16 protein-coding genes are annotated in these 23,695 nt (G+C 46.1%); 9 read left to right on the top strand and 7 right to left on the bottom strand.

Annotated elements, in window-relative coordinates; all coding sequences use genetic code 11:
- Window positions 1-103: 103 nt before the first annotated feature.
- The 6 genes from P159_RS0105190 to P159_RS0105165 all read right to left on the bottom strand — a co-directional run bounded on the left by P159_RS0105190 (window position 104) and on the right by P159_RS0105165 (window position 13,618).
- Window positions 104-1,144, bottom strand: coding sequence for a DUF3644 domain-containing protein (locus P159_RS0105190; RefSeq protein ID WP_037376975.1), 1,041 nt, complete (start codon window positions 1,142-1,144; stop codon window positions 104-106).
- Between the two features lie 148 nt (window positions 1,145-1,292).
- On the bottom strand, window positions 1,293-6,077 hold the full coding sequence (locus P159_RS0105185; RefSeq protein WP_221174057.1) for an N-6 DNA methylase: 4,785 nt from the start codon (window positions 6,075-6,077) through the stop codon (window positions 1,293-1,295).
- Window positions 6,070-8,928 (bottom strand): DEAD/DEAH box helicase, encoded by a 2,859-nt coding sequence (locus P159_RS0105180; protein ID WP_029542104.1) that lies wholly within the window; start codon window positions 8,926-8,928, stop codon window positions 6,070-6,072. Before P159_RS0105180 ends, P159_RS0105185 begins: the two co-directional genes overlap by 8 nt.
- 370 nt (window positions 8,929-9,298) lie before the next feature.
- Window positions 9,299-10,669, bottom strand: a complete 1,371-nt coding sequence (locus P159_RS0105175) for a replication initiation protein (protein ID WP_029542102.1) — start codon at window positions 10,667-10,669, stop codon at window positions 9,299-9,301.
- A gap of 821 nt (window positions 10,670-11,490) precedes the next feature.
- A complete protein-coding gene (locus tag P159_RS0105170; protein ID WP_029542100.1) occupies window positions 11,491-12,630 on the bottom strand; it encodes a ParB N-terminal domain-containing protein in 1,140 nt (379 codons plus the stop codon).
- Window positions 12,617-13,618, bottom strand: a complete 1,002-nt coding sequence (locus P159_RS0105165; RefSeq protein ID WP_029542098.1) for an AAA family ATPase — start codon at window positions 13,616-13,618, stop codon at window positions 12,617-12,619. The genes P159_RS0105170 and P159_RS0105165 overlap by 14 nt, the downstream gene beginning before the upstream one ends.
- Before the next feature lie 239 nt (window positions 13,619-13,857).
- On the opposite strand from P159_RS0105165, the gene P159_RS0105160 reads away from it, so the two are divergent.
- From P159_RS0105160 to P159_RS0105150, 3 genes are read left to right on the top strand one after another with little or no spacing between them, the layout of a single operon-like run.
- A complete protein-coding gene (locus tag P159_RS0105160; RefSeq protein ID WP_029542096.1) occupies window positions 13,858-15,876 on the top strand; it encodes a hypothetical protein in 2,019 nt (672 codons plus the stop codon).
- Window positions 15,858-16,472, top strand: a complete 615-nt coding sequence (locus P159_RS0105155) for a hypothetical protein (RefSeq protein WP_029542094.1) — start codon at window positions 15,858-15,860, stop codon at window positions 16,470-16,472. The genes P159_RS0105160 and P159_RS0105155 overlap by 19 nt, the downstream gene beginning before the upstream one ends.
- A gap of 9 nt (window positions 16,473-16,481) precedes the next feature.
- Window positions 16,482-17,414, top strand: coding sequence for a ribonuclease H family protein (locus tag P159_RS0105150; RefSeq protein ID WP_029542092.1), 933 nt, complete (start codon window positions 16,482-16,484; stop codon window positions 17,412-17,414).
- A gap of 89 nt (window positions 17,415-17,503) precedes the next feature.
- Here P159_RS0105150 and P159_RS19155 read toward each other — a convergent pair whose 3' ends face one another.
- Entirely contained in the window at window positions 17,504-17,995 is a 492-nt protein-coding gene (locus tag P159_RS19155; RefSeq protein WP_051650147.1) for a helix-turn-helix transcriptional regulator, read from the bottom strand.
- A 194-nt stretch (window positions 17,996-18,189) separates the two neighbouring features.
- Between P159_RS19155 and P159_RS0105140 the strand changes: the two genes are divergently transcribed.
- The 6 genes from P159_RS0105140 to P159_RS0105115 are packed head-to-tail and all read left to right on the top strand — an operon-like array spanning window position 18,190 to window position 23,685.
- Complete coding sequence (locus P159_RS0105140; protein ID WP_051650146.1) at window positions 18,190-19,314, top strand: ParA family protein; 1,125 nt, start codon at window positions 18,190-18,192, stop codon at window positions 19,312-19,314.
- 20 nt (window positions 19,315-19,334) lie between these two features.
- Window positions 19,335-20,405, top strand: a complete 1,071-nt coding sequence (locus P159_RS0105135; protein WP_080705925.1) for a ParB N-terminal domain-containing protein — start codon at window positions 19,335-19,337, stop codon at window positions 20,403-20,405.
- Window positions 20,402-20,860: a M23 family metallopeptidase gene (locus tag P159_RS0105130; RefSeq protein ID WP_185753620.1), complete on the top strand. Its 459-nt coding sequence runs from the start codon at window positions 20,402-20,404 to the stop codon at window positions 20,858-20,860. The genes P159_RS0105135 and P159_RS0105130 overlap by 4 nt, the downstream gene beginning before the upstream one ends.
- A gap of 32 nt (window positions 20,861-20,892) precedes the next feature.
- The gene (locus P159_RS19150) at window positions 20,893-22,002 is read left to right on the top strand and encodes a replication initiator protein A (RefSeq protein WP_029542084.1); all 1,110 of its coding nucleotides are present in this window, start codon (window positions 20,893-20,895) and stop codon (window positions 22,000-22,002) included.
- A 10-nt stretch (window positions 22,003-22,012) separates the two neighbouring features.
- Window positions 22,013-22,963, top strand: a complete 951-nt coding sequence (locus P159_RS0105120; protein ID WP_029542082.1) for an ATP-binding protein — start codon at window positions 22,013-22,015, stop codon at window positions 22,961-22,963.
- Window positions 22,960-23,685, top strand: coding sequence for a hypothetical protein (locus tag P159_RS0105115; protein WP_029542081.1), 726 nt, complete (start codon window positions 22,960-22,962; stop codon window positions 23,683-23,685). The genes P159_RS0105120 and P159_RS0105115 overlap by 4 nt, the downstream gene beginning before the upstream one ends.
- Window positions 23,686-23,695 lie beyond the last annotated feature (10 nt).

Raw genomic sequence — 23,695 nt, 5'->3', positions numbered from 1 at the left:
TTTCCTAAATATGTAGCTTCACAAATTACTGCTAATATGTCAGAATATGGACAACGAAGTCAACTTGTGAAGGATATGGCTGGGTTCCCGAATGGGAGTAGGCTTATGGCTTAGAATTCCTTTGCCCCTGGGGTTGACTTCCCTTTTTGTTTGGCAACTTATCACGAAGACTCTGAATAATATGTTCAGGGTCTCTTTTTATTTGTTCAAAAATCATGTCAATGGCAGCCATGCTGTATGTATATGTTGGATTTTGGTTTCTTTTGTAAACATAACAATATTTTGTATCAGCCTTAAGATTATAGAATTTTTCAAACAAACCAAAACAAAATCGATTAAACGTATGCCTTTTATCCTCATTAGGTGTAGCAGGATTTATAAAATTAATTTTTCCTTTTTTTATACGTTTATTGATATGGTCTAAACATTTATTCATCGTATACGGGCATTCATTCTGCATATCATGCAATTCCTTTAATATAAAACCAGCCTGTTGTGCATCCTTAGTAAAGGCTATTTTTGCTGTCGCTGATTTAATATCTTTGGTTATATAAAAATCATGCTTAACATGAATAGCATAATTCTCATTATTCTCTTTCAGTATTTCTTTTCCAACCTGCCCCATAGCATTGATAATATGCATAGCCATTTGTTTAGGATAACGTGCCATTACCGCTTCTTCACTAAAATCATTCATCTTTACAGATAAAGTCAAAAAATTATTCCCCAGCTTATCCGTAATATCAACTTCAAATAATTTCAGCAAAATCCTTATATAGTTAAAGACATTTGCTTGAAAAAGAGGCACATATATCTGTTCATACTCCTCTGTAACAAAATGGGTGCTAGTATTCCTCAACTCTACTATTTGCTCTAAATTTTTTCGCAATGGGTCTTTATCATTAGTAAAGACCTTCTTAATGCAATTATCCAAAGTGATAGTACGATTAGGCTTATCATCATAGTATATTGCTTGTTCGCCCTTCTCACGCACCAAATATGCTTTTAGCATAAGCTCCCAAGCATTACAAATAAAGAAGCTGAATCCTTCCACCCTGTAGTGAATAGTTGGCTTATTATAAAGTTCTATTCCTACTATAAAGGCTTCCTGACTCTTTTCTAAGAGCAGTTTTACTATATCCATTCTTTGCCTCCAACATCATACTAAAAACAAATAGATATATAAAACTAGGGCACCGTCAGCAACGGTGCCCATACAAAAGGTAATCCTTTTTGATATAACACCATTATAAACAACTTAGGGCAAAATGTCCAGAGACCAATAAGCGTTATTATTTCCCATACTTCTCGCTAAAGAATTTCCACACCGTCTCGTAATCTTCCTCCCTGTCGCATCTGTCGAAGGGGGCTACATATTCGATGGTGCGTTCTACGGGGCCGCCGGGCTGGGTGTCGTCGGTGTAGGTCTTGCAGTAGGTTTCACCGGGCTTCAGCTGCTGGAGGGTATTTTCCCAGGTGGGGCGATCAACGCCTACGCCGATTAGGCTGCGGTTGATGGTAAAGGCAATGCGGCCATTGGCATCATACCAAGTATCTGCTTCATAGGATTGGAGTACGGGGAACTGGATGCGGTAGATTGTCTTGAGCTGGTCAAGGGTCATCCCAAGGGCCATAGCCGTAAGAACATCCAGCTCTACCAGAGCCTGACGTCGTTCGTAGTCGGTACGCAGAGGAGTATCCCAAGTCCACTTGTCGGTAAGGGTGGTGAACCGCTCGGGACGCAGACGAGGGTCAGATTTTGCCCAAGTGTCTGCGGCGTAACTGTCACGCCAACACTTCTGCCAAAGTTCTTTATATGATTGATTTAAGCACTGTAACAACATCGTTCTGCATATTTGACTTTCGTTGACATTAACACATGGCAGTGGGTATAAATTGCTGTTATTTACTCTACCCGTTCCAGTAACTTTGTAATAAAAATCATATACTAATGAAATCCATAACGAAGAACATTCTTCCAGTAATCGTGAATTATTAAAGCTAACACTGAATGCTAAATTTATGTTTCCGCACTCGGGAGGAGTTATTGCATTTATAAAAGTTCGTTCTCCACCTTGATTAAACAACTCCCTAATCGTAATACGATAAAAACTATTTGCCAAACTCCCCCATGGTGTTTTGGGAATTCTATTCTTATATTCATCCATATCACAAGCAGGTATATAATTTATTCTTTGTCTATAATTTTCCTTTATATTCGTTAAGTCAACAACATCGTAATCACTGTTTAACTCACATATTCTACGAGAAGACTTAAAAATAGGATTACCAACATTTATATGTGGCCCCGAATATATCATCCCCCAATTATTTTCTGGAAAGCTCACTTTCCTTACTATAGTGCCATTGGTTTGTGCATTGGTTTCATGCCACATTTCTGTAAAAAAAACATCATCCTTATAGTCACCAAGCGTTTTATCCTGTCTGCTGAATAATTCCAACACATCCACTAACTGTTTAGAATGAAGCACTGGCAACCTTGCACTTTGCCACTTATCGCTAGCATCAAGTAACTTTGCAAATGTAACTAGTTCCTCTTTATGAACCTTAATTATCCTGTCTGGGTGACCTTTCGTCTCCCATTTATTATCCTTCGTCTTAATCCCCGGCACAGGCAGACTTGCGTCCCCTTCGTAACACTCGTCCAGAGTAGACACGGCATAAAGGTTCGAGATAGTGTCGAAGTTTATCGCTTTGCGTGGACCACCATACACGTTCACAGAGAACGTAGTATGGTGGTGCACTTCGTGGAAAAATTTCAGCTCATTCGCAAACATAAAATGTTTGCGTATTCGCTGATACAATTTTTCCCGAAGTGCACCACCTTTGGGGTCGTCATAGACTCCCTCCGGATGCACAAAACCGCTAAAGCCCTTATCCCGACACAAATTCCATGCCAAAGGCAAGAAGCACTTATAAAGGTTAGTCTGCTGACCTTTAAGCAGAGGATAATTTTCCACAGCATTCAAGAAGTTCTGCAACCCCGACTGCTCGACATACTCCGCCAGATACATTCTCCTTGCTTCAGCATCCGTCAAGGCTGCCGCTCGCTGCTTCGTTGTCTCCGTAGCCGACAGCTTCTTCACAGCGAACATGGGGTTAGCATCAGACAGCAGGCTCTGCTCGTTCCACTCTATCTTAATCCAAGGGGGATTTCCCACCATCAGGTCGAAGCCCTCACGTTCCTTGAAAATATCCGCAAACTCCAGCTCCCAATGAAGGAACTTGTTGCTCTTAGCTATCTCCTTCACCAGAGCCAGCCGGGGGAACAGGGTAATCAACTGCTCCAAGTCCACAACAGTGCCCTGGGGATAGAACTTCCGTATCTTCTCCATCATGGCATCCTGGGCTTCTTCCCTTTGACTGTCAAAGAGATTCATCTGCTTGCTCATCTCATGGTTGAACAAGGATATCTGATAGTTTTCGTCGGTCATAGCAGCAATATTGCTGTTTGTATTCACCACACCCTCGATAATAAAGCCCATCTCTGCCAAGAACTCGTCACGGGTAGGCAGCATATCGGCTTTCTCGATAGGCCAAAACCAAAGAGCACACCAATAATCCATGGCAAATCGAAGCCGTGCATAAGGCCCGGCGTTCTTCTGTTCCTCGGACTTATAGCCTTTGCGGTAGATTTCGTCCTTTCTGCGGATGGAGGTGTGACTGTCCACCGTGTCATCCTTGTGACCGTAGATAGAGAGATTATCCCTTGTCTCTGTCTCTATCTCCTTCCGCAGCTCCACCTGCTGCTCCCACAAGTCATCTATCTTCTGGGACAGATGCAGCATGACCTTGATGTCATCACCGTCATAGGGCTTCGTGAATCCCTTCTGCCATGTTTTGATTTTCTTGATGTTCTCCGGCTCCAAGTCCTTGATGACTTTATCCGTATAGTTTGCCATGCCCGGGTCGCCGGTGAGGAAGTGATAGACCTGCGACTTTGGGCCTCTCCTCTCCGTGAGTTTCACTCGCTCCGGAGCGTTCTCATGCCAGCGGGTACCCTTGGCGGTAGCCTTGAGGGCATCCACATGGTAGCACTCCCGCCTTGCTCCAATAAGGGAGTTGCCATTTACCAGCTGAGTACCGAACCAAGGCACAAGGCCACCCTCATGAATGGTATTCAGCCACAGGGACACCTCTGCCAGTTCTACAGCGGTGGGATTCAAGTCAACGCCGTACACATTGCGGTCAGCGATAAACATCTTGATTTTTTGCAGTTCCTTTTTCCGCTCATCATAGGCGATGGGCTTTTCTCCCTGCTCTACCAGTTCTTTCTGCCGTGCCTGCAAATAGGCTTCCGCCAGTTGATTGATGGCTTCATTCAGGAAGGCCGCACTGCCCATGGCAGGCTCGCACACCGTCAGCTTCAGGATTTCATCAGCCGACTTATCCACCAGCAGTTCCTTCAGGGCATATTTCACCAGACACTTGGTCAGCACCTCCGGCGTATAGTAGGAGGCAGACTTCTCACGCTCACGTCCGGCCAAACGATAGATAAAGGTTCCCTTTTCATATACCCTCAGCTGGCCCTTTTTATCCCCGGTCTCATAGCGGGCACGTTCATCTTCCGTGTAATTGTCCAGCTCCTCAGCCTTGACGAAGTAGCCCACATCAAGCTCATTGAACTTGTCCTTGGCTCTTTTCACCTCATAGAGGTCAGTATCCGCAATGAAACCACGATAGGAAAGCAGGGCCTCGTACACGGCCCCCATCTGGTTGATGCCCAAATTGGCATAGGAAATACGCCCCCGACGGGCATTCTTTTTGCCTGTGTCACGGGTAAGGCTCATAAGGTTGATGATGCGGAGCATGACCCTGTTACGCAGCTTGGCCTCATGCACCATCTTCGTGCGTTCCGGGTCAAAGATATGTGCCTTGAGAGGTGGCAGCAGGAAATCATCCCGGTGACTATTAAGATTGAGCCATTTATTCTGTCCCTCTTCAGTTGCCGGATAGCCAGTATAGATGATATCGAAGAGTTTCCCCAGGGTATCCCCTACGAAAGTACCCTCCAGCACCTTCTCATCCGGCTGAATGGAAATCTGCTCGGCAATCTGACGCAGACTCTCCAGAGAATACCCTGTGACATATGAAGCCGCCTTCATGGGAGCATAGCCCAAATCCTCCCGGGACTCCATAAAGAACACAAAGAGCATACGGTACATATAACGGAGGCATTCAAGGGTCAGCTGCCCGGCAAACTCGGAATCCATCTTAATTTCCTGGCCCTTGTTCACCCGCAAGTCATAGAGAACTTCATTGCCTAATAGCTCAATGCTCTCCCTTAGGGCATACTTCAAGTCTTCGGAAACGCCTTCTGCATTCTTCTCTGATTCCTCATCCAGCTCATCCAGCAGAGACTTTCCCTCTGCAGGGCAAAGACTATCATGGTGAAGAAGCACGGACATAGCCTGCCAGGTGCTGTCATCTTTGCGGCTAAAGATGGTTTCCATATCGAAGGAAAGCATTCGCTTGTAATCCCACTTGTTGCGGTCTACCAGCACAATTTCCTTCAAGCCGATGATTACGAGCCACCGAGGCGGTTCCTGCTGGTCAAAGAGGATTTTGCCCACCAACTCTTCATTGGTCTTTTCCGTAAGGCTGATTTCTCCTAAACTTTCATCAAAAAAATGCCCGGCCATAACACTGGCAGATAAGTCATGGCTGGCCGACAAAAGCACCCACAACAAAGGAGCACCACTTGCCTTCTTTATCTCCAAGGCCACAGGCACAGGAATATCCCCATCCAGCGTGACAGTCTCCGGCTGCAAAGCAGGATAGCCCAGAGCCTCCAGATAATATTGTGCCAGACGCCCTATATGCTCCAGCGTCTCCCCGCTGAAACGTTCACGGCTGGAATGCTCATGGGCTGCATAGTAGTGGTGAACCATGGCCTTCAGCTTAGACCAAGGCGTCTTGCTATCTTCCTCCTTGGCCGTTTCTTTGTATACCTTTATCTGGGAGTCGATGTTTTCGGCAAAGATGGTATTCAGATAATGGTTTGTATAATATTCATTGACATTGTCAATGCCGGTCAAATCTATTTCTTTAGCCACGCTGCTTTCCTCCCCTTGCCGTCAAAACTGCTATCACACGAATGTAGGGAGTGTCTTTAATCATCATAGTTTCTTCTACCCATTTATTAAAGTCTCCAAATAGGACATCCAATCTTCTAATTTCCTCTTCGCGTTTACGCTCACTATATTTATACCTGATACGAGTATATGCTTTATGCCTTTTTTCAAGTCCTGCTAATTTGCTAAGCTCCTCGTCAATATTAGGATTCATCTTATCCTGATACTTCTCATAAAAGCCCGACAGGTATTTTTTAGCCTCTTTCACAACATCGGGAAGCAAAGCCTGGCAAACCTCTTTTTCCTGGCTGTAATGGTTGTCCCTGTCTATAGGATTCGGCAGATCCTTGCCGGAACGCAATTTGCCATAAGAAAGGGCCTCCCTCAAAGGCATAGCCTCCACAAACTTTCCTTTTTCATAGCGAAGCCCAAACCATTCATCCACCAGTGAAGTTGATTTCTGATTTGGGAAGCTGCCGTTCATCAGGAAGATGATATTTCCTTCAGGAAGATCCGACATAACCCCCAAGGGCGCCTCGTCCCTGTTGAAGATAAGGCTGGCCTTATCATTCACCCAATCAAAGATGGGATGCAGGGGCCAAAGATACTGTGCCTCCGGGTAAATCTGTTCGGTCTTTTCCTTCTGGCAACGTTTGACCTCATTCATGCAGTACTCTCTGTCACTGACCAGACGCAGATAGCTCTTGTCCTTAAAAACATCCACTACTTCCTTGGGTAAAGTAGCGGAGAGACGATGCCGCATATCTTCGCTGAGCCCAATCTCCAAGCCCTTGACCGTTTCCAACTTCTGAACTGAATGGTCCTCATTCTGGTTGAAATACTTCATGGCTTGGAAGAGATATTCCGTGTCACTATACAGGGTTTCTTCATCGCTGACCTTGGGCTTTTCCTCCTGCTGAACAGTGGCAGCCGCAAGCAAAGCATCCAGAGGATTGAACTCCGCTATGTTGTCTTCCATCATTTTGCCGAAATCATCGGCACTTTGCCCATCTTCAATGGCCCCTGCAACCACAGCTTCCTCTTCCTCCTCTGCGAATTTGCCCAGAAGAGTGGCAGGGTCACCAATGTTCTTTTCTGCCTGCTCATGCTTCTCTATGAGGATCTCCAAGAGCCTCATATCGCCCTTGATCTTCTCATTGTCAGTCTCCGTGACCAGATAGCGAATATCCGGTCTCTGGGTTTGGCCATAGCGGTCTATACGTCCATTCCTCTGCTGGAACACCATCAAAGACCAGGGCAGGTCGAAATGAATCATGCGATGGCTCATGTAATGAAGGTTCAGACCTTCCGAAGCCACATCCGAGGCCACCAAAATACGCACCTTGGCCTTGGCCCGGCCAAAGTTCTCCACGATACGCTGTTGTTCATCGTCACTCATAGCCCCAGAGATTTTCTCTATTTCTCCTGCTTTCAGTTTCAGGTCAGAGGACAAATTCTTATACAGATACTCCATAGTATCTATACGCTCGGTAAAAATAACGATACGGTCATCATCAGCCTGACGATTCCAGTTATACTCTTTGCTGCCCAGCAGCTCCAAGAGCTTTTGGTAGCGGGAGAATTTCTTGGCAGTTACTTTCTCCAATGCCCCATAAAGAATTTCCAGGCTGCGGATATCCCTAATTTCATCATCAGCGTACTTCTTCCTCAGTTTCTTCAACCGGACCTCGACGGTTTTCATACATGCTGCCGGGCTGGAGAACAAAGCCTTCTCCAAAGCAGTCTTAAAAAGCTGCCCCTTCCCTCGCTTGCTCTCTATATCCATATCCAGCTTGAGGGCAGTGAAAATGTCGTATACTGCTTCTTCCTCCGCTGTAGCCTGGCAGCTCTCCTCTGCCAGATGACGCTCCAGCACCACACCGCTCATCTGATTCTTGACGTCCTTCTTGAAACGGCGGACAAAAAGCCCCTTGATATCCTCGGCAGTATAGTCCTCCGGGTTAGCAACAGCTGTAGGGTCAAGCATATTCATGAGAGAAGCAAAACTCTTGGCCCTACCGTCATGGGGAGTAGCCGAGAGCATAATCATTGTGTCAGACCGATTGGCTAACAGTTCTGCCAATTTGGACCGCTGGGAGTTCCGTTCTCCACGGGTAGCCACGCTCTGTGCCTCATCAATGACGATAATATCCCAAGTGGCACTTTCCAAGTGCTTACGGTAGGCCACATCGTTTTTCAAGGTATCCACGGAGATTATGGTCTTGTCATAATAGAAGAACGGGTTGTAGTTTGAAGGCAGCTTTGCACGAATCTGCCTGATTTTATTGGAATCCAGACGTACCAAAGGAATGGTGAAGCGGTTCCACATTTCCTTCTGGAACTGGGTCATCATGGATTTGCCCGTTACCACCAGTATGCGCTTACCCTTGCCTCGCAAGATAAGCTCACTCATAAGGATACCGGCTTCCAAAGTCTTGCCCAGGCCCACCGCATCTGCTATGAGGATACGCTGACGAGACTGCTTCAAAGCAATCTGAGCCGGTTCCAGCTGATAGTTCATAGTATCCATGGCTGCCTTGTTGCCTACATGTATGTCATTGTCCGTGGGAGTCCGCTGCCTCCATTGGCTCTCCAGATATAGCAGGGTATCGCGATACTTCGGCGACTCATCCACTACCAGCTTGATTTTGGTGGGATCCACAGGAATGATTTCATCAATATCCGCCATGAATATGGCATTTCTATCCTTGACCAGAGAAGACACCCCTGAGCAGTGCAGCGCATACACCCCCATAGAGTTCTTTTCCGCTTTCTTTATCATCCATTCCTCATCACGAATAATGACACGCATCCCAGGTGCAAAGTCTGCCATATGCCTTCACTCCAAATTTTTTGTTTTCGCCGTTACCATAACAGTTAGTAATAGTATACTAAAAATGAGAGAAAATTTCCATCTTAAGCGACTTTAACCAAATATACTAACCTGTTCAAAGCAAAACAGTATCTGATAGCTAAACTGTTGTAAGCATAATCCATTGATGTAGAAAAAATTCGCTCAGCGAATACTTTCATTAACTAAAGTATTCGCTGAGCGAATTTGTGGAATACATTTTATAAAAAGTTTATGGTGGGTAAATTTGTCGGTTAGAATAGCATACAGAGAAAATTCGCCGAGCGAATACTTTAGTAAGATAAAGTACTTGCTCGGTGAATAATTTTATGCCTTATAGTGCTGGATCAGCTTAAATAATGCTGTCCATTGTAATATAACCAGACATAAGCCTCTGAGCCAGGTGCTCACGGAAGAGCATGGTTTCCTTGTTTCTGAGGTCGCGCTTCTGGATGGTGATGCGGGCTTCCTCAAAATCAAAGGGCAGCCCCATGTTGGTGGCCATGTTCTCCATGGAGACTTCAGCCGTGTCAAAAAGCTCAAGAAGCTTCTTCATGTTTCCTTTTTTTATGAGTACACCGGCGTTGTTCTTGCAGGTTTTATAGACATCCTCCAGTTTGATATCAGTCTGCTGCACTTCGGTTTCCGCATTTCCATTCATTTCAGCCTTGCGAAGCCATGTCTTGCGCCGTGACTTAGCATAGTCCTTTTTCACACAAGTTATGAGATAACCTGCACTAAGAGGCTCCTGCTCCGGCTTTCTCTTTTTTAGCTGCTCCTTATAGTAAGCCAAGTTGCTTTTCAGTACGTCCAGGCCATTGCCATTAATAAGTTCGTAGCAAGCTGCTTCCGGCTTGATGCCAAAAGATGAATATTCATCAAAGAGGTGCAGATGCTCCGCGTCGAGGCTGGCAATCTTATCCTCAAGGGTGACAACCTTCTTAGGAGCAGGCAATACCTTACTTTCTACATCGGTAAGATGAATGGAGATGTTGACAGCTGGTCTGCGTCCTTTGCCATCATGGGAGAAGTGGAATTGCTTAAGGGAAGTGTTTTTGCGAATCTGCTGTTCAGCTTTTTTGAGCACATCTCGTTGGAAGTCACGGAAGTTTGGATATGAGGTGACAGGCATATTAAGCCGTTCCTTGAAGCGTTCTATGCTGATGATGTAGGTACCCTCGGCTATCAGTTCTTTGACCACCATGAATACTTTAAGTTGGGTGATACCACGTATAGCTAACATTTCAGTAATATCAACTTCAGTAAATTTTTCTGTGAAGTCCTGCAAATACGGTAGCATCTTGGGGTTTATGGACACTGAGACGGTATCATTGAAATCGTTATATTCAACGGCGTCGTAAAGAGGGACCTTACTCCAGTTTTGCTTATCTTCTTCATTAGAGTAGCGTTTGACAATTTTGAGACTTTTGTCAGATACCTGATCGATGGCTTCACGTATGATGGTACGCCAGCCTTTGTCCTTATTGATATTTAGCTTATCTGCAAGAAGAGAAATGTTGTATTCGTACATCACTTCGTTTGTGATGTAGTTTTCTTTTGCTAGGGATGCCATAGTCAGAAGCCAAATTTTTAATTCGTTTTCCTTCATAGAGTGCCGGGCAAACATGAGTTCGTTGGCAAACTTGGTAGGTGTATCGAAATCAAGAGTTTGGTATATATAATCAGGAGGTGTAGTTATGATGAACCCTTTTTTGGAGGCCATAGATGTAAATCCTTTCTTGAGGCACCATTTTTGATTATTATTATACCTTTTGTGGTAGAATAACGCAATGACTATTTCCCACCGAAAAAGAGTAGCTTATATATTATTATGTTTATATGATAAACATATAATAATATATATAGGGAACGTTATGGTGGGAGGTTTTGTCGGAAGTGGCTCCATCCCAGTAGTAGCAAGGCATGGAGGGGATTCATAGCTTGTTAAATATGGTTTTATGGTGGGGGCTTTTGTCTGAGAAATGATTGTGGTGGGGTTATTTGTCGGAACAAGGCGAAACTCCTTGTATGACATAGGATTAAGAGGCTTTATAGGCTTTATGGTGGGGGAATTTGTCGGTGTATCCTGCCTTGTGGTGGGTGTTTTTGTCTGTTGTGGTGGTATGTTTTGTCGGTATCTAGTTTCCAAGCGGCAGGGAAATTTCCTGAGAAGCTAGCTGTGACAAGGACTGACTGGATTTTTTGTAGTGGGGGATTTGGTCGAAAATTGCTTTGTGGTGGTATGTTTTGTCGGTCATTTGAGGGGAAAATAAGGCAGAAAATATTTTATGGTGGGGATTTTTGTCGGTTATTTTTTTCTGGTGGTATAATTTGTCGCTTTATACACAGACTGATTGTGCATAAGTCTGCTGAATGGCTTAATTAAAGGCTCTGACTTATCCACAGCCTGTTGATAAGTTAAACTGAACTCTGATTAGCCTATAATGTGATGCTTACTTCCGACAAATTAACCCACCACAAAAGTATTTTATTGCATAGACGTGAAAGAACTGACCTGTGTGGGGCCAGTTCTTTTTTCATAGATCAGTTGCTTGGTTCGATAATATAGTCTTGGTATTGCTTCCTGAAGGCGGTGACTTTCTGATTTGGTAAGTACATCACAACAAGCTGAGACGCCTCTGGAGCCTTTCCGGAGAGGTGGATGGTATATCCGTCCTCATTTTCGTCTATGGACTCAATAGAGCCAATTTTGCGGGCTTCTTCCTGCTCCTTCTGGCTTTCATTGTATATCTCGTGGAACTTTTCCAGAACCATTTCCGAGGGTGTCTTGGCCGGGATAGCCATGATGATTTCATTTGTGAAGTGCTCTGACTCCATGTAGAGTTCTTCCTGCACCTCCTGGCTCCACCCAGCGATGCGGGTGGCTGCCTTCAGAGAAAGCTTGCCTTCATCGTACATATCAAACAGGGGAGGAATCAGGCTGGCCATCTTATTCCAGCTGAAAGCAGCCGTGCGTTTCATGCCCATCTGCTCTGCGGCCTTTTCAAGGATCTGCTTTTCGCCGCGTTTCTTGAGGATAGTCAGCTTAGTGCGTACGGCAAAGCTTTTGTCACGGCTGGTGAGGTTGGCTCGCTGGACATAGTTGGTGTCGGAGGCAATTTCCCTGGCCTGGTCATCAGTAAGCTGTCCGAAGGCGTAAACCTTGCACTCGATGGAGAGGTATTTCTCGTCGCCAGTGAGTTCATACAGCACATTGTAGATGCTCTTGCGGGTGTTGCCGGCCAAAATCTGGTAGGAGGTGCCTTCTTCGTCAAGGGCACGCACCACAATGGGCTGTTGCAGGCCGTTGCGATAGATGCTGTCGGCCATGAGCACTTTCTTTTCATTGGAGATGGTGGAAAACTGATTCCAAGCTTCAGGGGTTGGGGCAAGAGAATCGAGTGGAAGAATTGCGTAAGTACCGGTGCTGCCAGTAATGTCTGTGAGGATCTTGTCGGTCTTGGCGGCGGTTTCGCGCGCTTCTTCAGCGTTCTCTACTGTAGAGGATTCCTCCTTAGGTGCAGAGGCTGCTTGCTGTCCCATCAGCCTCTTGCGGGTCATTTCCTTGAATTCTTCATCCTCAAAGCGGTTGCTGACTCCTACGGGCATATTTGAGGTGTCTTCTGTGTTTCCGGACAGGTCAACAAAGGAAATGCCCATCATGTCGTTCTTATTGCTGCTCAATTCTAGTCACCACCTCATCACAGAGTTTTACATAAGCCTTGGAAGCTTTGCAGGCAGGCTTGCGGAAGGTCACGGGAGCACTGAGGTTCTCTGAGTTGATTACATCCTGGTTGTAGGGGATGCGGGTCTCGAAGAGCATCTTGTCCCAGCCATTTTGCACCATGGGCAGGAAATCGTGGAAGGACTTGGTCCTGTCCACCACCTTGGTCATGAAAGCACCGAGAATCTTGAGACCAGGGCGCTGCTTGGCGGTGGTGAGGACAAAGCGGGCCATGGCATTGGCGCCAAGAATGGCATGCTTGGCAGGTTCCACGGGGATGATGACGTAATCAGTGCCCAGGAGGAACATGGCCACCTCGTTGTTCATGGCCGGACGGCTGTCAATGAGGATGTAGTCGTATTTGTCCATGGCCTTGGCTTCCTCGATGATGTCGGCGATGATGTAGGAGTAGCGTACACCGCCTGCATTGAGTTCTGCGTAAGTGCCATCCAGACGGATATCGGAGCAGATGAGGTCGATACGGGGGAACTCGGAAGAGTTCAGGATGAAGTAGTCAAGTTTCACGCACTTGTCTGGGTCATCTTCCTGCACAGCCTTCATGCGGTCTTTCAAGAGGGTACCCAGATAGTTCTCCAGAATCTGGTTCTGGCCGCGTCCCATGTAGTTGAAGGTGTTAGACAGGTTTCCTTGGGGATCTGCATCTATGAGGAGGACGCTTTTGCCTTTCTTGGCCAGCAGGTCCGCCAAGGCTGCCACGCTGGTGGTCTTGCCTACGCCGCCTTTGTTGTTGCAGACGGAAATGACGGTCCCTTTATGCTTCTTGGCTTCCTGTTCCATACTCTCCTCCTTTTCGTATAGTGTGTTCACTGCATCATCCAGAATCTTGGTCTTGGGTACGCCTTTCTTTTCGGAAAGAGTCTTCAGCTTCTCCACGTTGTCGTTGGAGAGGGTGGTGGTGAAGGACTTTCTGTTGGTAAGTTCAGCCATATTCTGCACATCCTCCTTGTTTTGTATAATTAAATTTTTGAAATTTAACTAAGTTATGTATGAATAATAACATGTATAAAGTTAAAAATCAAGTAAACTTAATTAAGTTTATGCTTTGGATATTATATACTGTCTACTTTGTGTCTATTTATTGATTTAATTTTTAGATACTGATATAATCAACTAAAACGGCAGCCGTTGATACTATTCATTACGTTGTCTGAAAGGTGGAAGGTAATATGAAAGACTTTCGTGTAATTGACGGCGGAGATCAGGATTTATTTGATAGGGAAGCGTTGCCAGTGGTACATGCAGACTTGGTGGGTATTGAAGAAATGCTCTGGCAGGACTTGTTTTCCGGGTTCGACGAGCTATATGCAATGACTTATTCTGTGGGGGTTAAGCAGGTTGAGGATGTGATGGAGCATTTCAAGCATGGGGAGGTAATTATCGGCAGTCCCAGTCAGATTCACGCACTCCCCGCGCAGATTTTTGCCAAGCAACAGTACGATATTGGCTATTTTAGCCGCAACGAAGCATTGCAGAAGCGAGTGGAGGACGGAAGTTTTCATTTTTATGTGACCAATGGCTCCCATTCCAAGGTCTATCTGCTGAAGGCAAGTGACGGCAGACGTAGGGTAATTACTACTTCGGCCAACTTTTCGACCTGTGCCTGGGATGGATCCCAGCAGGAAAATTACACTTATGTTGATTCGAAGAAGCTGTTTGATTACTATTATGGAATTTTTGAAGATATACGTCGTGAGAGTTCTGACGAAATAGGCATTGATGCCAAAGAGATCAGTAATGATGGCAAGAATCTTGATGACCTGCCGGTGTTCAGGAAACTCATCCAGCATAATGAGGCTATTGTCATCCATGATGTGGCAAACAGGGAGGAGCAGGAGTATATCTACCAGACCACAGAAGATGTAAAGAAGTGGGCCAGGAGGCTTAATGAAGCAGGGATTGCTCCGGATAAGGATAATGTTATTACTATTGATCCCAAAAAGGTTACCAGGATGAAGCAGGTCATGAAGGAAGAGCATAGCGAGAAGACCAGAAAACTCATCCTCAATCCCGAGCTTTTGGTAGATTGCAGGAAAAAGACCGCTGCCTTTGCAGAAAAGGAAATGGACTTGCAGCCCGAGGAAGATGATGTGAGGCAGGATATAGAGAATCTGCTCCAATATATGCAAGGCACTAAGGAGTTTACCGGTGACACGGCAGAGCTGAGAACTACTTACTGGAAAATCCTTATATATATGTTCAGCGCTCCCTTTATTGCCCCGCTGCGGTATTGTTATCGGGAAATAGCTCCAGCGAACTCCGTGGGCCGTCCGTTTCCCATGTACATGATTCTGAGAGGTGGGAAGAACGGGGGCAAGTCCTCCATCGTCAAGACTATACAATGCATGATGTTCGGCAAGGCTCTGGCCAAGCTTCCTCCTAGTGTAATATCACCTAAATCCTTCGAGGAATATTTGCTTCAGATAAAGGGATGTCCTATACTGATTGATGATGTTACTAACAATCGTCTCAAGTACCTGAAAGACATAGTGAAGAATGAGGATACTCTTCTGAGAGCAGGAGTGATCAATCATGGCTGCTATATTCTGACATCCAATGAATCAGAGAAAGTGGAAGCTGATGTGGCCAAGCGGGTGATAGTTTTCAACATCAGGAACCAGCTCTCCGATGATGCAGCCATACAGAAGGACAGCTCATTGCACAGCCTCCAGAAGAGAATGGGAACCTCGCTGTACAGGAAGTATTTAGCTTACATGATGCCAAAGGTGGAGCACTTAATAGATAACATCAAAAATGAGGGCACGGATAGTTCTGACCTCAGGCCGGATGTTTTCAAGCTGTCATCTGAGACTTTGATGGAGATATTCAACGAACTGGAAATAGCACTCCCGCCAGAACTTAGGGTATACTTGTGGCAGGATTTCATGGGAGAAGCTATCAAGGCAGACAAAGCGGTCAATATCATACGTCAGGCTTATGCTATAGCGCCGGAGGTTTTTACGGTTAATAAGGAAAAAGATTTGCTGCTGATGGATTTGAGCAAGGCTAATCTAAGTCCTAAGGATATTGAGTCATTGAAAAATGAGCTGCCGGTGGATACGGCCCGTACCTGTGTAGGCTCCACCTTGCCTATAAAACTTTCTGCTATTGTCAAATATGCAGGTATAGACTTCCAGCAGGACAACGGCTGGCTGGCAAAACTTCATAAATGGTTCAGGGGGAATTAACTATTACTTATTGCGTACACATATACAGACATGAAGATGAGGAAATGAATCTTTTCCAAAGTGCTTTAGAGGAAATAGACCTTGAAGTCATGGAAGTAAAGGTACACCAGGAAGCTACCCGGGACTTCCTGGTGTATAATAATTTGCTTACAGAGGTTGGCAATGATTCTGCGGTTCTTCTGGTTAAGTCTTTAGAAAGTATTTGTCCTGGCAAAGAGTATATACCTGCCGCCTTGAGAAAATTGCTGGAAACCAGAGTAGTCCTCCTAGTACTGGACTATCCGGTGATGATGACAAAACTTGACTTGGAAACAAATCACCTTTTTCTCCAGCTGCTGATGGAGGTATATTCTAAACCTAAGAATAAACTGGTAGAGCTTAGGGCAGAGAAATCCAAACGACTGGGCCGACGTAAAATCAGGTATCCTGAGAACTGGACGGATCTTTATGAAAAATGGCAGGTTGGAGAAATCACAGCCAGGGATTTCATGAAGGCCACAGGAATAAAAAGGGGCACATTTTATCATATGGCAGCAGAATACAAGGAGTACCTGCGGTCAGGGAATAGTGAGCAGGAACTGTCAACTGAACGTTAAGGAAATAATATGGCAAAGAAATTTTATGCGGTGCTGTATCAGAACGGCCAAGGAAAGATATATAGAAAACTGATAGAATTCAAGTATGCTTCCAAGAGAAAAGGGGTAGTTCTTACCAAAGGGTTCCAATCATATACGGAGGCTGAGATGTGGTTGGAGGATCCTGAGGCATTTCCAAAAGAAAAAACGTATTATGCGGTGAAGAAAGGAAAGCAGCCTGGCATTTACCGCAATTTGGATGATTATCAAGCACAGCTGCAAGGGTATAGGAATAGCGAGGGAAAAGTATTCTATACGGAAGAGGGAGCAAGGGAATGGCTGCAAAGTGGAGGTGATCAGGAAGCTGATGGTACAATAATAGAGCCATTGAGAGATAGGCTAAAAGGCTGGATCAGCCAATATATCCCGACTATCTTTTTGATAATATACAGAAAATGGCAGTTAAGAAATATGTTGCATCAGGTGGCTCAGGAAGCAAACCCCTGGGTATTTTGTAGGATTAATACTAACCATAGATTGGTAATCTATACTGATGCCTCATGCCATAAGGGTGAGAGGGCAGGATATGCGGCAGTTATTATAGACGGCGTGACAGGAGCAGAGTTCTACGTTGGCGGCATAGCCAAGGAAATTGGTGATTCAAATCGGGCTGAGCTATATGCTATCATTTCAGCACTTCGACTGATAGATGTACGGTGCAAAGCAACGGTAGAGATCAGAACAGATGCCAATTCATTAGTTCAGGTGGCAAAACCAAAAAAACTTCGTAAAATCAAAGCCCTGGACTGGGATAGCAGATTCATTCCCAATGCAGACTTGTGGAAGGAGTACTATAAGGTTACACAGCAACGTTCCGTGACAATCACTTGGGTCAGAGGGCACAGTGGTGACAAGTATAATGTTCTTTGTGATAAAATAGCGGGTAACTGTTCATTGCAGTAAAAAATTCGCCGGGCGAATACTTTATCTTACTAAAGTATTCGCCCGGCGAATTTTTTAGCGGAGTATATTCCATGAAGCATCGTAAACCTTCACCTAAAACGGTTCGCTTCTTTTTCAGCTATGAGATCCGACTCCACAATTTGCATTTTTCTTAGTATATCTTCCCGGTCTGCCTCGTCAAGCCAAGGGGCACGGCAGTATAGGTAATACCGGTGGATATCATTGTTTTTCAGTTCCCTAGCCATGGCCAACAGTGTTTTTTGGACAGGCGGCTCCATGGACAAGTAATAGTCTATCAATTTATGGCACTCGGCAGGGAGACCAGAAATAGCCTTTACCTTATCAAGGCAGGTGCTGTCATCATGGGACCTCATTTCACCGAGGCCGTCTTTCAGCCAGGATTCGTTTATATGGAATTCCTTGCAAATAAGCTTTAAGAAGTGGTCTTTGGGGACGACAGCCCCTCTTTCGTAGTTGGTAATGGCAGGTCTGGATGTGCCCAGCATCCGTGCGAATTGTTCCTGTGTTATTTTTCCCGGCAGGCTTGTGCGCACGAGCTTTATCCTGTCTTTTAATAGCATGGTTTTTATATCCTTTCTAGGTGCTAAGAAAGTATAGCAGTTAATGATTAAAAGCAGATTAAATTTTTAATTGCATGAAATTTACAGTCAATTTTTAAGAGGTTTTTAATGAGGTAGTGATAAACTCTGTTCGTGCAAATACATTTTTTTATGTAAAAGATGAACAATGCTAACGGGGAAGGTATGGTGACCTAATGGCCGAAGAAGTGATATCGCTGCAAGAATTAGAGGATGGGCAGATTCGCCAGGCTTACAGTCAGTTGCTTAATCGCTGCCAGAAACTGGAGAAAATCATTGAGCTGAATGATATTTCCAGCCTGGCACAGATTATAGGCAAGTATCAGAACAACTCCAAAGAACTACTGAAACAGATAGCCATGATACTCCCAACTGTGGAGTATGCACCAGAAGAAACAAAAAATCTTATCAAATTGTTGGATTATCTGGAATGTCTTCATGAGAAAATAGAAGCATATGTTATCAAAAGTTCTTTCAACAAGCCGGTGCTGGACAGGGAAGTCTATTTTGGCGAGCAAAGGTCTATGAAGACTATCAGTTTCGTAAATTTCAAGGGTGGAGTGGGCAAGACAACGGTATCTACCAATTTTGCTTATGTCATTTATTGTATGTTCAGAGACAGTGGTATCAGAATTTTGTTCATCGACAACGACAAACAGGGCAATGCCTCTGACTGGTTTGAGGCAGACCGGCAGCATGGCACTATTGCCAATGTGCTCATGGGGGATGTGCCTGTGCGTAAGGTGATCCAGCGTACCCGCTATGAGGGCATAGATCTTATTGCCGCCGATACGGGGCTGATTGAAGCCAATGCCCTCCTGATGCAAGGGGGTAGCTGTAATGAGGCTGTAATACTCCGTGAGGCGCTGCAGGAGGTAGCCGGGGAATATGACCTCTGCATTATAGACAATCCTCCCGACATCAATATGTCAGTTCTGAATGCTTTATCCATCACCGATGATGTAATCATCGTGTCCTTCCCAGAAAAGGATAGTCTGGCCGGTGCCAAGGAGATTATGGGACAGATTAAGCAGGTGAAGAAGATTAACCAAGGCCTCAATCTTTCGGGGATTCTCGTAAACGCTTTCAGCGGTCATCAGGCTGTCTACCAGTGCATTGACGAGATGAAGAACAAGCATCTCCCGGTGTTTAGAACCAAGATTCATTATGCCAACAAGGAAGCAAAAAATTCCCTTAATGTGGCAAGGCAGGGTAAGAAGAGCATTTTTGAAGTCTCGCCCAGTTGCGTGATAGCCAGGGATATATATGACTTCTCTAGGGAATATCTGGGTATAGCGTAGTATGTCGGAGGTATGAACGGATGAAAAGATACTCAGGAGACTTGTTGGCCATATTAGGACATCAGAGGAATGTGGATGTGACGCTGAAGGACTGTGCCTATGAGGTGCAGCTGATAGACGCTCATGACATCGTACCCAACACCAGGAACTTCTACGGGATAAGGGAAGTCGAAGAACTTGCTACACGGATGAAGATTACCGGCCATATCACGCCGCTGGAAGTAGTGGCAAAGGATGATGAGCCGGGGAAATACACCCTGATTTCCGGGGAAAGACGGCGGGCAGCCATGCTTTATCGGCTAGAGCAGGGAGAGATAGATAAGGCGGTCATGCCCTGTATCGTGCGAGAGGATTTGGACGGTACGGAAGAGCTGACAGCTGAGGACATAGAGGCCATAAACATCATTGGTGCCAACGACTACAGGGAGAAAACGCCCTTTGAGAAGTTGGATGAAGTTGTTACCATGCGGCCTATAGCTAGGAAATTGTGGGAAAAGGCCAAGGCAGTAAAGGAAGAGGGGAAGCACCTCAATGACTTCCGGGCATATTTCGCCAGAGAGATAATGGGCATATCCCCATCCTCTTTGCAGCGAATTACCATGCTGGAAAATCTGGTGCCGGAAGCAAGAACAGCTTACGAAGATGGCCTGATGAGAAAATCTGTGCTCTACGAGCTGGCCTATAGGTCAGATGAAGAGCAGACCTCCTATATTGCCGGACTGAGAACGGGAGAAAACGCAGGTACAGTGGCAGAAGTACAGAGAAAAGAGAAGCCCGGTGAGGCAGAGGCTGACGAAGAGCCATACAATATTGAGGTTGTGGCTGAACCTGCGGCCAATACGCAGGAAGATGAATCAGATCCATCTGAAGCAGAAGAATGGCCGAAGGAGGCCCCAGAATCCTCTAAGAGCGTTGATATGGCAGAAGCTGAGGCGAAGGCTAGGCAGTGGGTCAGAGAGGGGCTGCAACGGCTTGTAGAGGAAGCTGCCGGGAAAATGGAAGAGGCCAAGGCAAAGGAAGATAATGCCGAAGCTGCTCTCTGGGATTTGAGAAGGGCTGCTGCTGCCCTTGCAATCGAGGCTATGTCATGAGTCTGAAACGAAAGATAGCAGTCCTGTTTGTGGCTATCATGGCAGGGATGTCCAGCCTTGCCATGGCAGCAGACCTGCCTGTGACATCGCCTTTTGGCTGGCGGGTTCATCCTCTCACCGGTACATGGAAATTTCATGCTGGAGTAGACTTGGGCTATGAAACCGGCTCCGGCGTTCCGGCTCTCTGGGATGGGCAGGTTGTTCAGTGTGGCAATTTCGGCGATGGCTATGGCAATCAGGTCATGCTTTACCATGCGGCAGTGGATGCCTACACGAGATATGCTCACCTGTCGGCCATCTATGTGAATGGAGGCGATGGTGTCAGCCAAGGGCAGGTTATTGGAGCCGTGGGAGCCACCGGGAACGTGACGGGGCCGCATTTGCATCTGGAACTTATTGCCAGAGGGGACGATGGTTCGTATCAGTATATGAATCCTCTGGACTTATGGAAATGATTTCTGTCGCTTTTATGAAGGGGTATGATGGATTGAGATTCAAAGAGCAGGACATTGATAATGAGCAGTTTTACCAGCTGGCCAAGAGCCTTTTCAGCTATAAATGCTTTGATGGCTTGAGCCTGACGGCCAAAGTGATTTATGCCTTTTTGAAAGACCGCATGGAATTGTCCCGGGATAACGGCTGGGTTGAGGAAAACGGCGATATTTTCCTGATGTTCAGCTACAGCTTCATGGCTGAACTGTTGGCCATAAGCAAGTCTACTGTAAGCCGGGAATTCCAGAACCTGATAAGGTACGGCCTCATTGAGACAATCTCGATTGACAAGAGCGGGGCACAGAAGATATATATCAATCGCATAGAGCCACCGAAGTCGATGGCTGATGTGCACGATTTCGAGCAGCGTCTGAACAAGGCAGGTATGGATCGTCTGAAAAAAGAGGCACAGGAACTGATTGCCGAGGCCTATTCCAGGGGAGAGAGGCTTTCCATGGATGAGGCCAAGGCGAAAATACTCACGAGCATCAAGGGCGCAAAGTATAATCCTACCCGTTTCACTGGTGCAACACCCCGTTTCAAGAGTAAGAATACCCGTTGCAGGGGTGAAACGGGCCGTTCCGTAGATGAAACGACCCGTTTCACCCCTGCAACATCCCCCGTTTCACCAGTGAAACATAATAAGACTGATATATATAGTGATACTGATATAGAGAGACTGAAAAGAGAAAAAAATACTACGACTACTACCACAGGGGCAGCCCCGAAGGATGACCCCTTGCAGAAGATCATCTTGTCCTATCGGGATAATATCTCCCCCATGGTGGGACCGGTAGTCACCAATGAGCTGGCGAAGCTCTGCAAAGAGTACGAGGCAGAGCAGGTCAATGATTCCATCACAGAGGCTGCCTTGTCTGCCAAGGGCGAGGTGAGTGTCAAGTATCTGCGGGCTATTCTAAGCCGTTGGAACAAAGAAGGGAGGGAAAAAGCTCCAAGAGCAGTTGCTATGAACAATAAGCCCGCTATGACAGAGAATGCCCCGGAGCCTGATGAAGTATACGATGATGATGGTAATCCGTTGCCACCGCCTCTGCCCGGGGAAAATGCCCAGGAATATTTCAACCGTGTCGGTATCAGTGTATAGGGGGATAGCCATGCAAGCACTGGAAAGCATAGAGGATTGGGATATCAGGGAGTATGTACGCTCTACAGCCCGGAAGTGTGGGGTGAACCTAGATAACCTTACCAAGGGGGAAGTGGTGCCTTTCCCAAGGCCACTCAAGGGTGTGTATGAGCTATCCGAGGCGAAGATTCGGGAGTACAACCGGGAGCTGGCCGAGGTGGAGGAAGCACAGGAGCAGTGCAGCTGCTGCGAGGGATGTTCCTGCCAGCACAAGGACAAGTGGAAAAATCTCATGGTAAAAGCTGAGTGCTGGAATGATGAAGTCCATCTGGCTCTCAACAACTGCAAGTTCACACAGCAAAAGAGCAGGGATAAGAAACTCAAGTCCTTGATGGAGGCTGCCCATATACCTGAGAAATACAGGGAAGACACATGGGAAGACCTCACAATACAACAGGGCAATATGCGGGCCGTAGCCCTTGCAAAAAAGGCTGTGCAGGATGGCAGGAGCCTTTATCTATGGGGCAAGTGCGGAACTGGCAAGACTAAGCTGACTTCCGTAATTGCCAATGAGCGGCTGAAAAAGGGGCTGCCTGTTTTGTTTGTCTCTCTGCCGGAGTTATACAGTGGGATCAAGGCAAATTTTGAAAAGGGTGGCAACAGCCGTGAGTTGCTGGAGCTTGTGAAGAAAGCCGAATGCCTGATTCTGGATGATATGGGAGCCAGCAATCGGACGGAGTGGTCGGTGGGGATCCTGCAAGAGCTGGTTGATTACCGCTATGCCAATGACTTGCAGACCATTATAACCTCGAACAATTCCATGGCTGAAATGAAATCCTATCTGGTAATAAGGGACAAACAGGGCAAGCCAATAGATGAGAAGCAGTCAGCCAGGATAACATCACGCTTTGAAGAAATGTGCCACATGGCAAAGTTAGATACGCCGAGTTTCCGGCAGAAGCAGGAGGACATTCTACGATGAACGCCATCAATCCAGACCTTGGCCTGTATGTGGCTGAGCAGATACTTATCCAGAGATTCAAGACCAGCGAGAAGGAATTAGTCCAGCTGGGGCAATTGGCACGGTTCTGCAAGCTGGAGCCGGAGGACAGCAAGCGTTACCAGACCTACCTCAGCCTCCAGCGATACAAGATAAACATGGCCATGGTGGATATTGTCATCATGGGGCTGACACAGGAAATGAGGGATTTCGTCAAGGCCAGATACCGGGATGACAAGAGCTTCCATAGGATTGCCATAGAGCTGTTTGTCTGTGAGGCCACGCTGCATAAGTGGAACCGCTTCATTCTCCAAGCTCTTGCCACCATGAACAGCTATACCCTGACTGGGGATGATATCTACCGTCCTAACGTGGTAAGGAACATGATTCATCTTCTTGATTTGCGTATAAACACTTTTCAAGAGACGAAAAAGTTGGAGTATAACAAGATATGGCTGGCTTCCTTGGTGGATAAACGCCGGAGATACCGAAAACTGCTGGAAACCCTCATGGAGGTACAGGCGGCCTATAGGGAGTCAGACACAGAGGACAGGAACTATGTGCGGTATCAGGTGATAAACGAGAAAATCTGCCACAGCAATGAGAATGTCAGCCAGATAGCCGGAAGATGTGGCGTGTCACTGTCTACAGTCCATAAGCACCTCAAAAGCTACATGGATGTGGTGCAGAAGTATATTGCCTAAGGGAAGGAGA

Origin of the sequence: Selenomonas sp. AB3002 (genome assembly GCF_000702545.1) — a bacterium.
Taxonomy (GTDB): domain Bacteria; phylum Bacillota; class Negativicutes; order Selenomonadales; family Selenomonadaceae; genus Selenomonas_B; species Selenomonas_B ruminantium_A.
Note: the sequence above shows the minus strand (reverse complement) of the source record. Positions and strands in the feature narration are given on the sequence as shown.

Coding starts and splice junctions, on each gene's coding strand:
- P159_RS0105115 (WP_029542081.1), top strand. CDS start 22,960: ATGAACGCCATCAATCCAGACCTTGGCCTGTATGTGGCTGAGCAGATA.
- P159_RS0105190 (WP_037376975.1), bottom strand. CDS start 1,144: ATGGATATAGTAAAACTGCTCTTAGAAAAGAGTCAGGAAGCCTTTATA.
- P159_RS0105165 (WP_029542098.1), bottom strand. CDS start 13,618: ATGGCTGAACTTACCAACAGAAAGTCCTTCACCACCACCCTCTCCAAC.
- P159_RS19155 (WP_051650147.1), bottom strand. CDS start 17,995: ATGCTATTAAAAGACAGGATAAAGCTCGTGCGCACAAGCCTGCCGGGA.
- P159_RS0105150 (WP_029542092.1), top strand. CDS start 16,482: ATGGCAAAGAAATTTTATGCGGTGCTGTATCAGAACGGCCAAGGAAAG.
- P159_RS0105135 (WP_080705925.1), top strand. CDS start 19,335: ATGAAAAGATACTCAGGAGACTTGTTGGCCATATTAGGACATCAGAGG.
- P159_RS0105140 (WP_051650146.1), top strand. CDS start 18,190: ATGGCCGAAGAAGTGATATCGCTGCAAGAATTAGAGGATGGGCAGATT.
- P159_RS0105160 (WP_029542096.1), top strand. CDS start 13,858: ATGAAAGACTTTCGTGTAATTGACGGCGGAGATCAGGATTTATTTGAT.
- P159_RS0105130 (WP_185753620.1), top strand. CDS start 20,402: ATGAGTCTGAAACGAAAGATAGCAGTCCTGTTTGTGGCTATCATGGCA.
- P159_RS0105120 (WP_029542082.1), top strand. CDS start 22,013: ATGCAAGCACTGGAAAGCATAGAGGATTGGGATATCAGGGAGTATGTA.
- P159_RS0105180 (WP_029542104.1), bottom strand. CDS start 8,928: ATGGCAGACTTTGCACCTGGGATGCGTGTCATTATTCGTGATGAGGAA.
- P159_RS0105175 (WP_029542102.1), bottom strand. CDS start 10,669: ATGGCCTCCAAAAAAGGGTTCATCATAACTACACCTCCTGATTATATA.
- P159_RS0105155 (WP_029542094.1), top strand. CDS start 15,858: ATGGTTCAGGGGGAATTAACTATTACTTATTGCGTACACATATACAGA.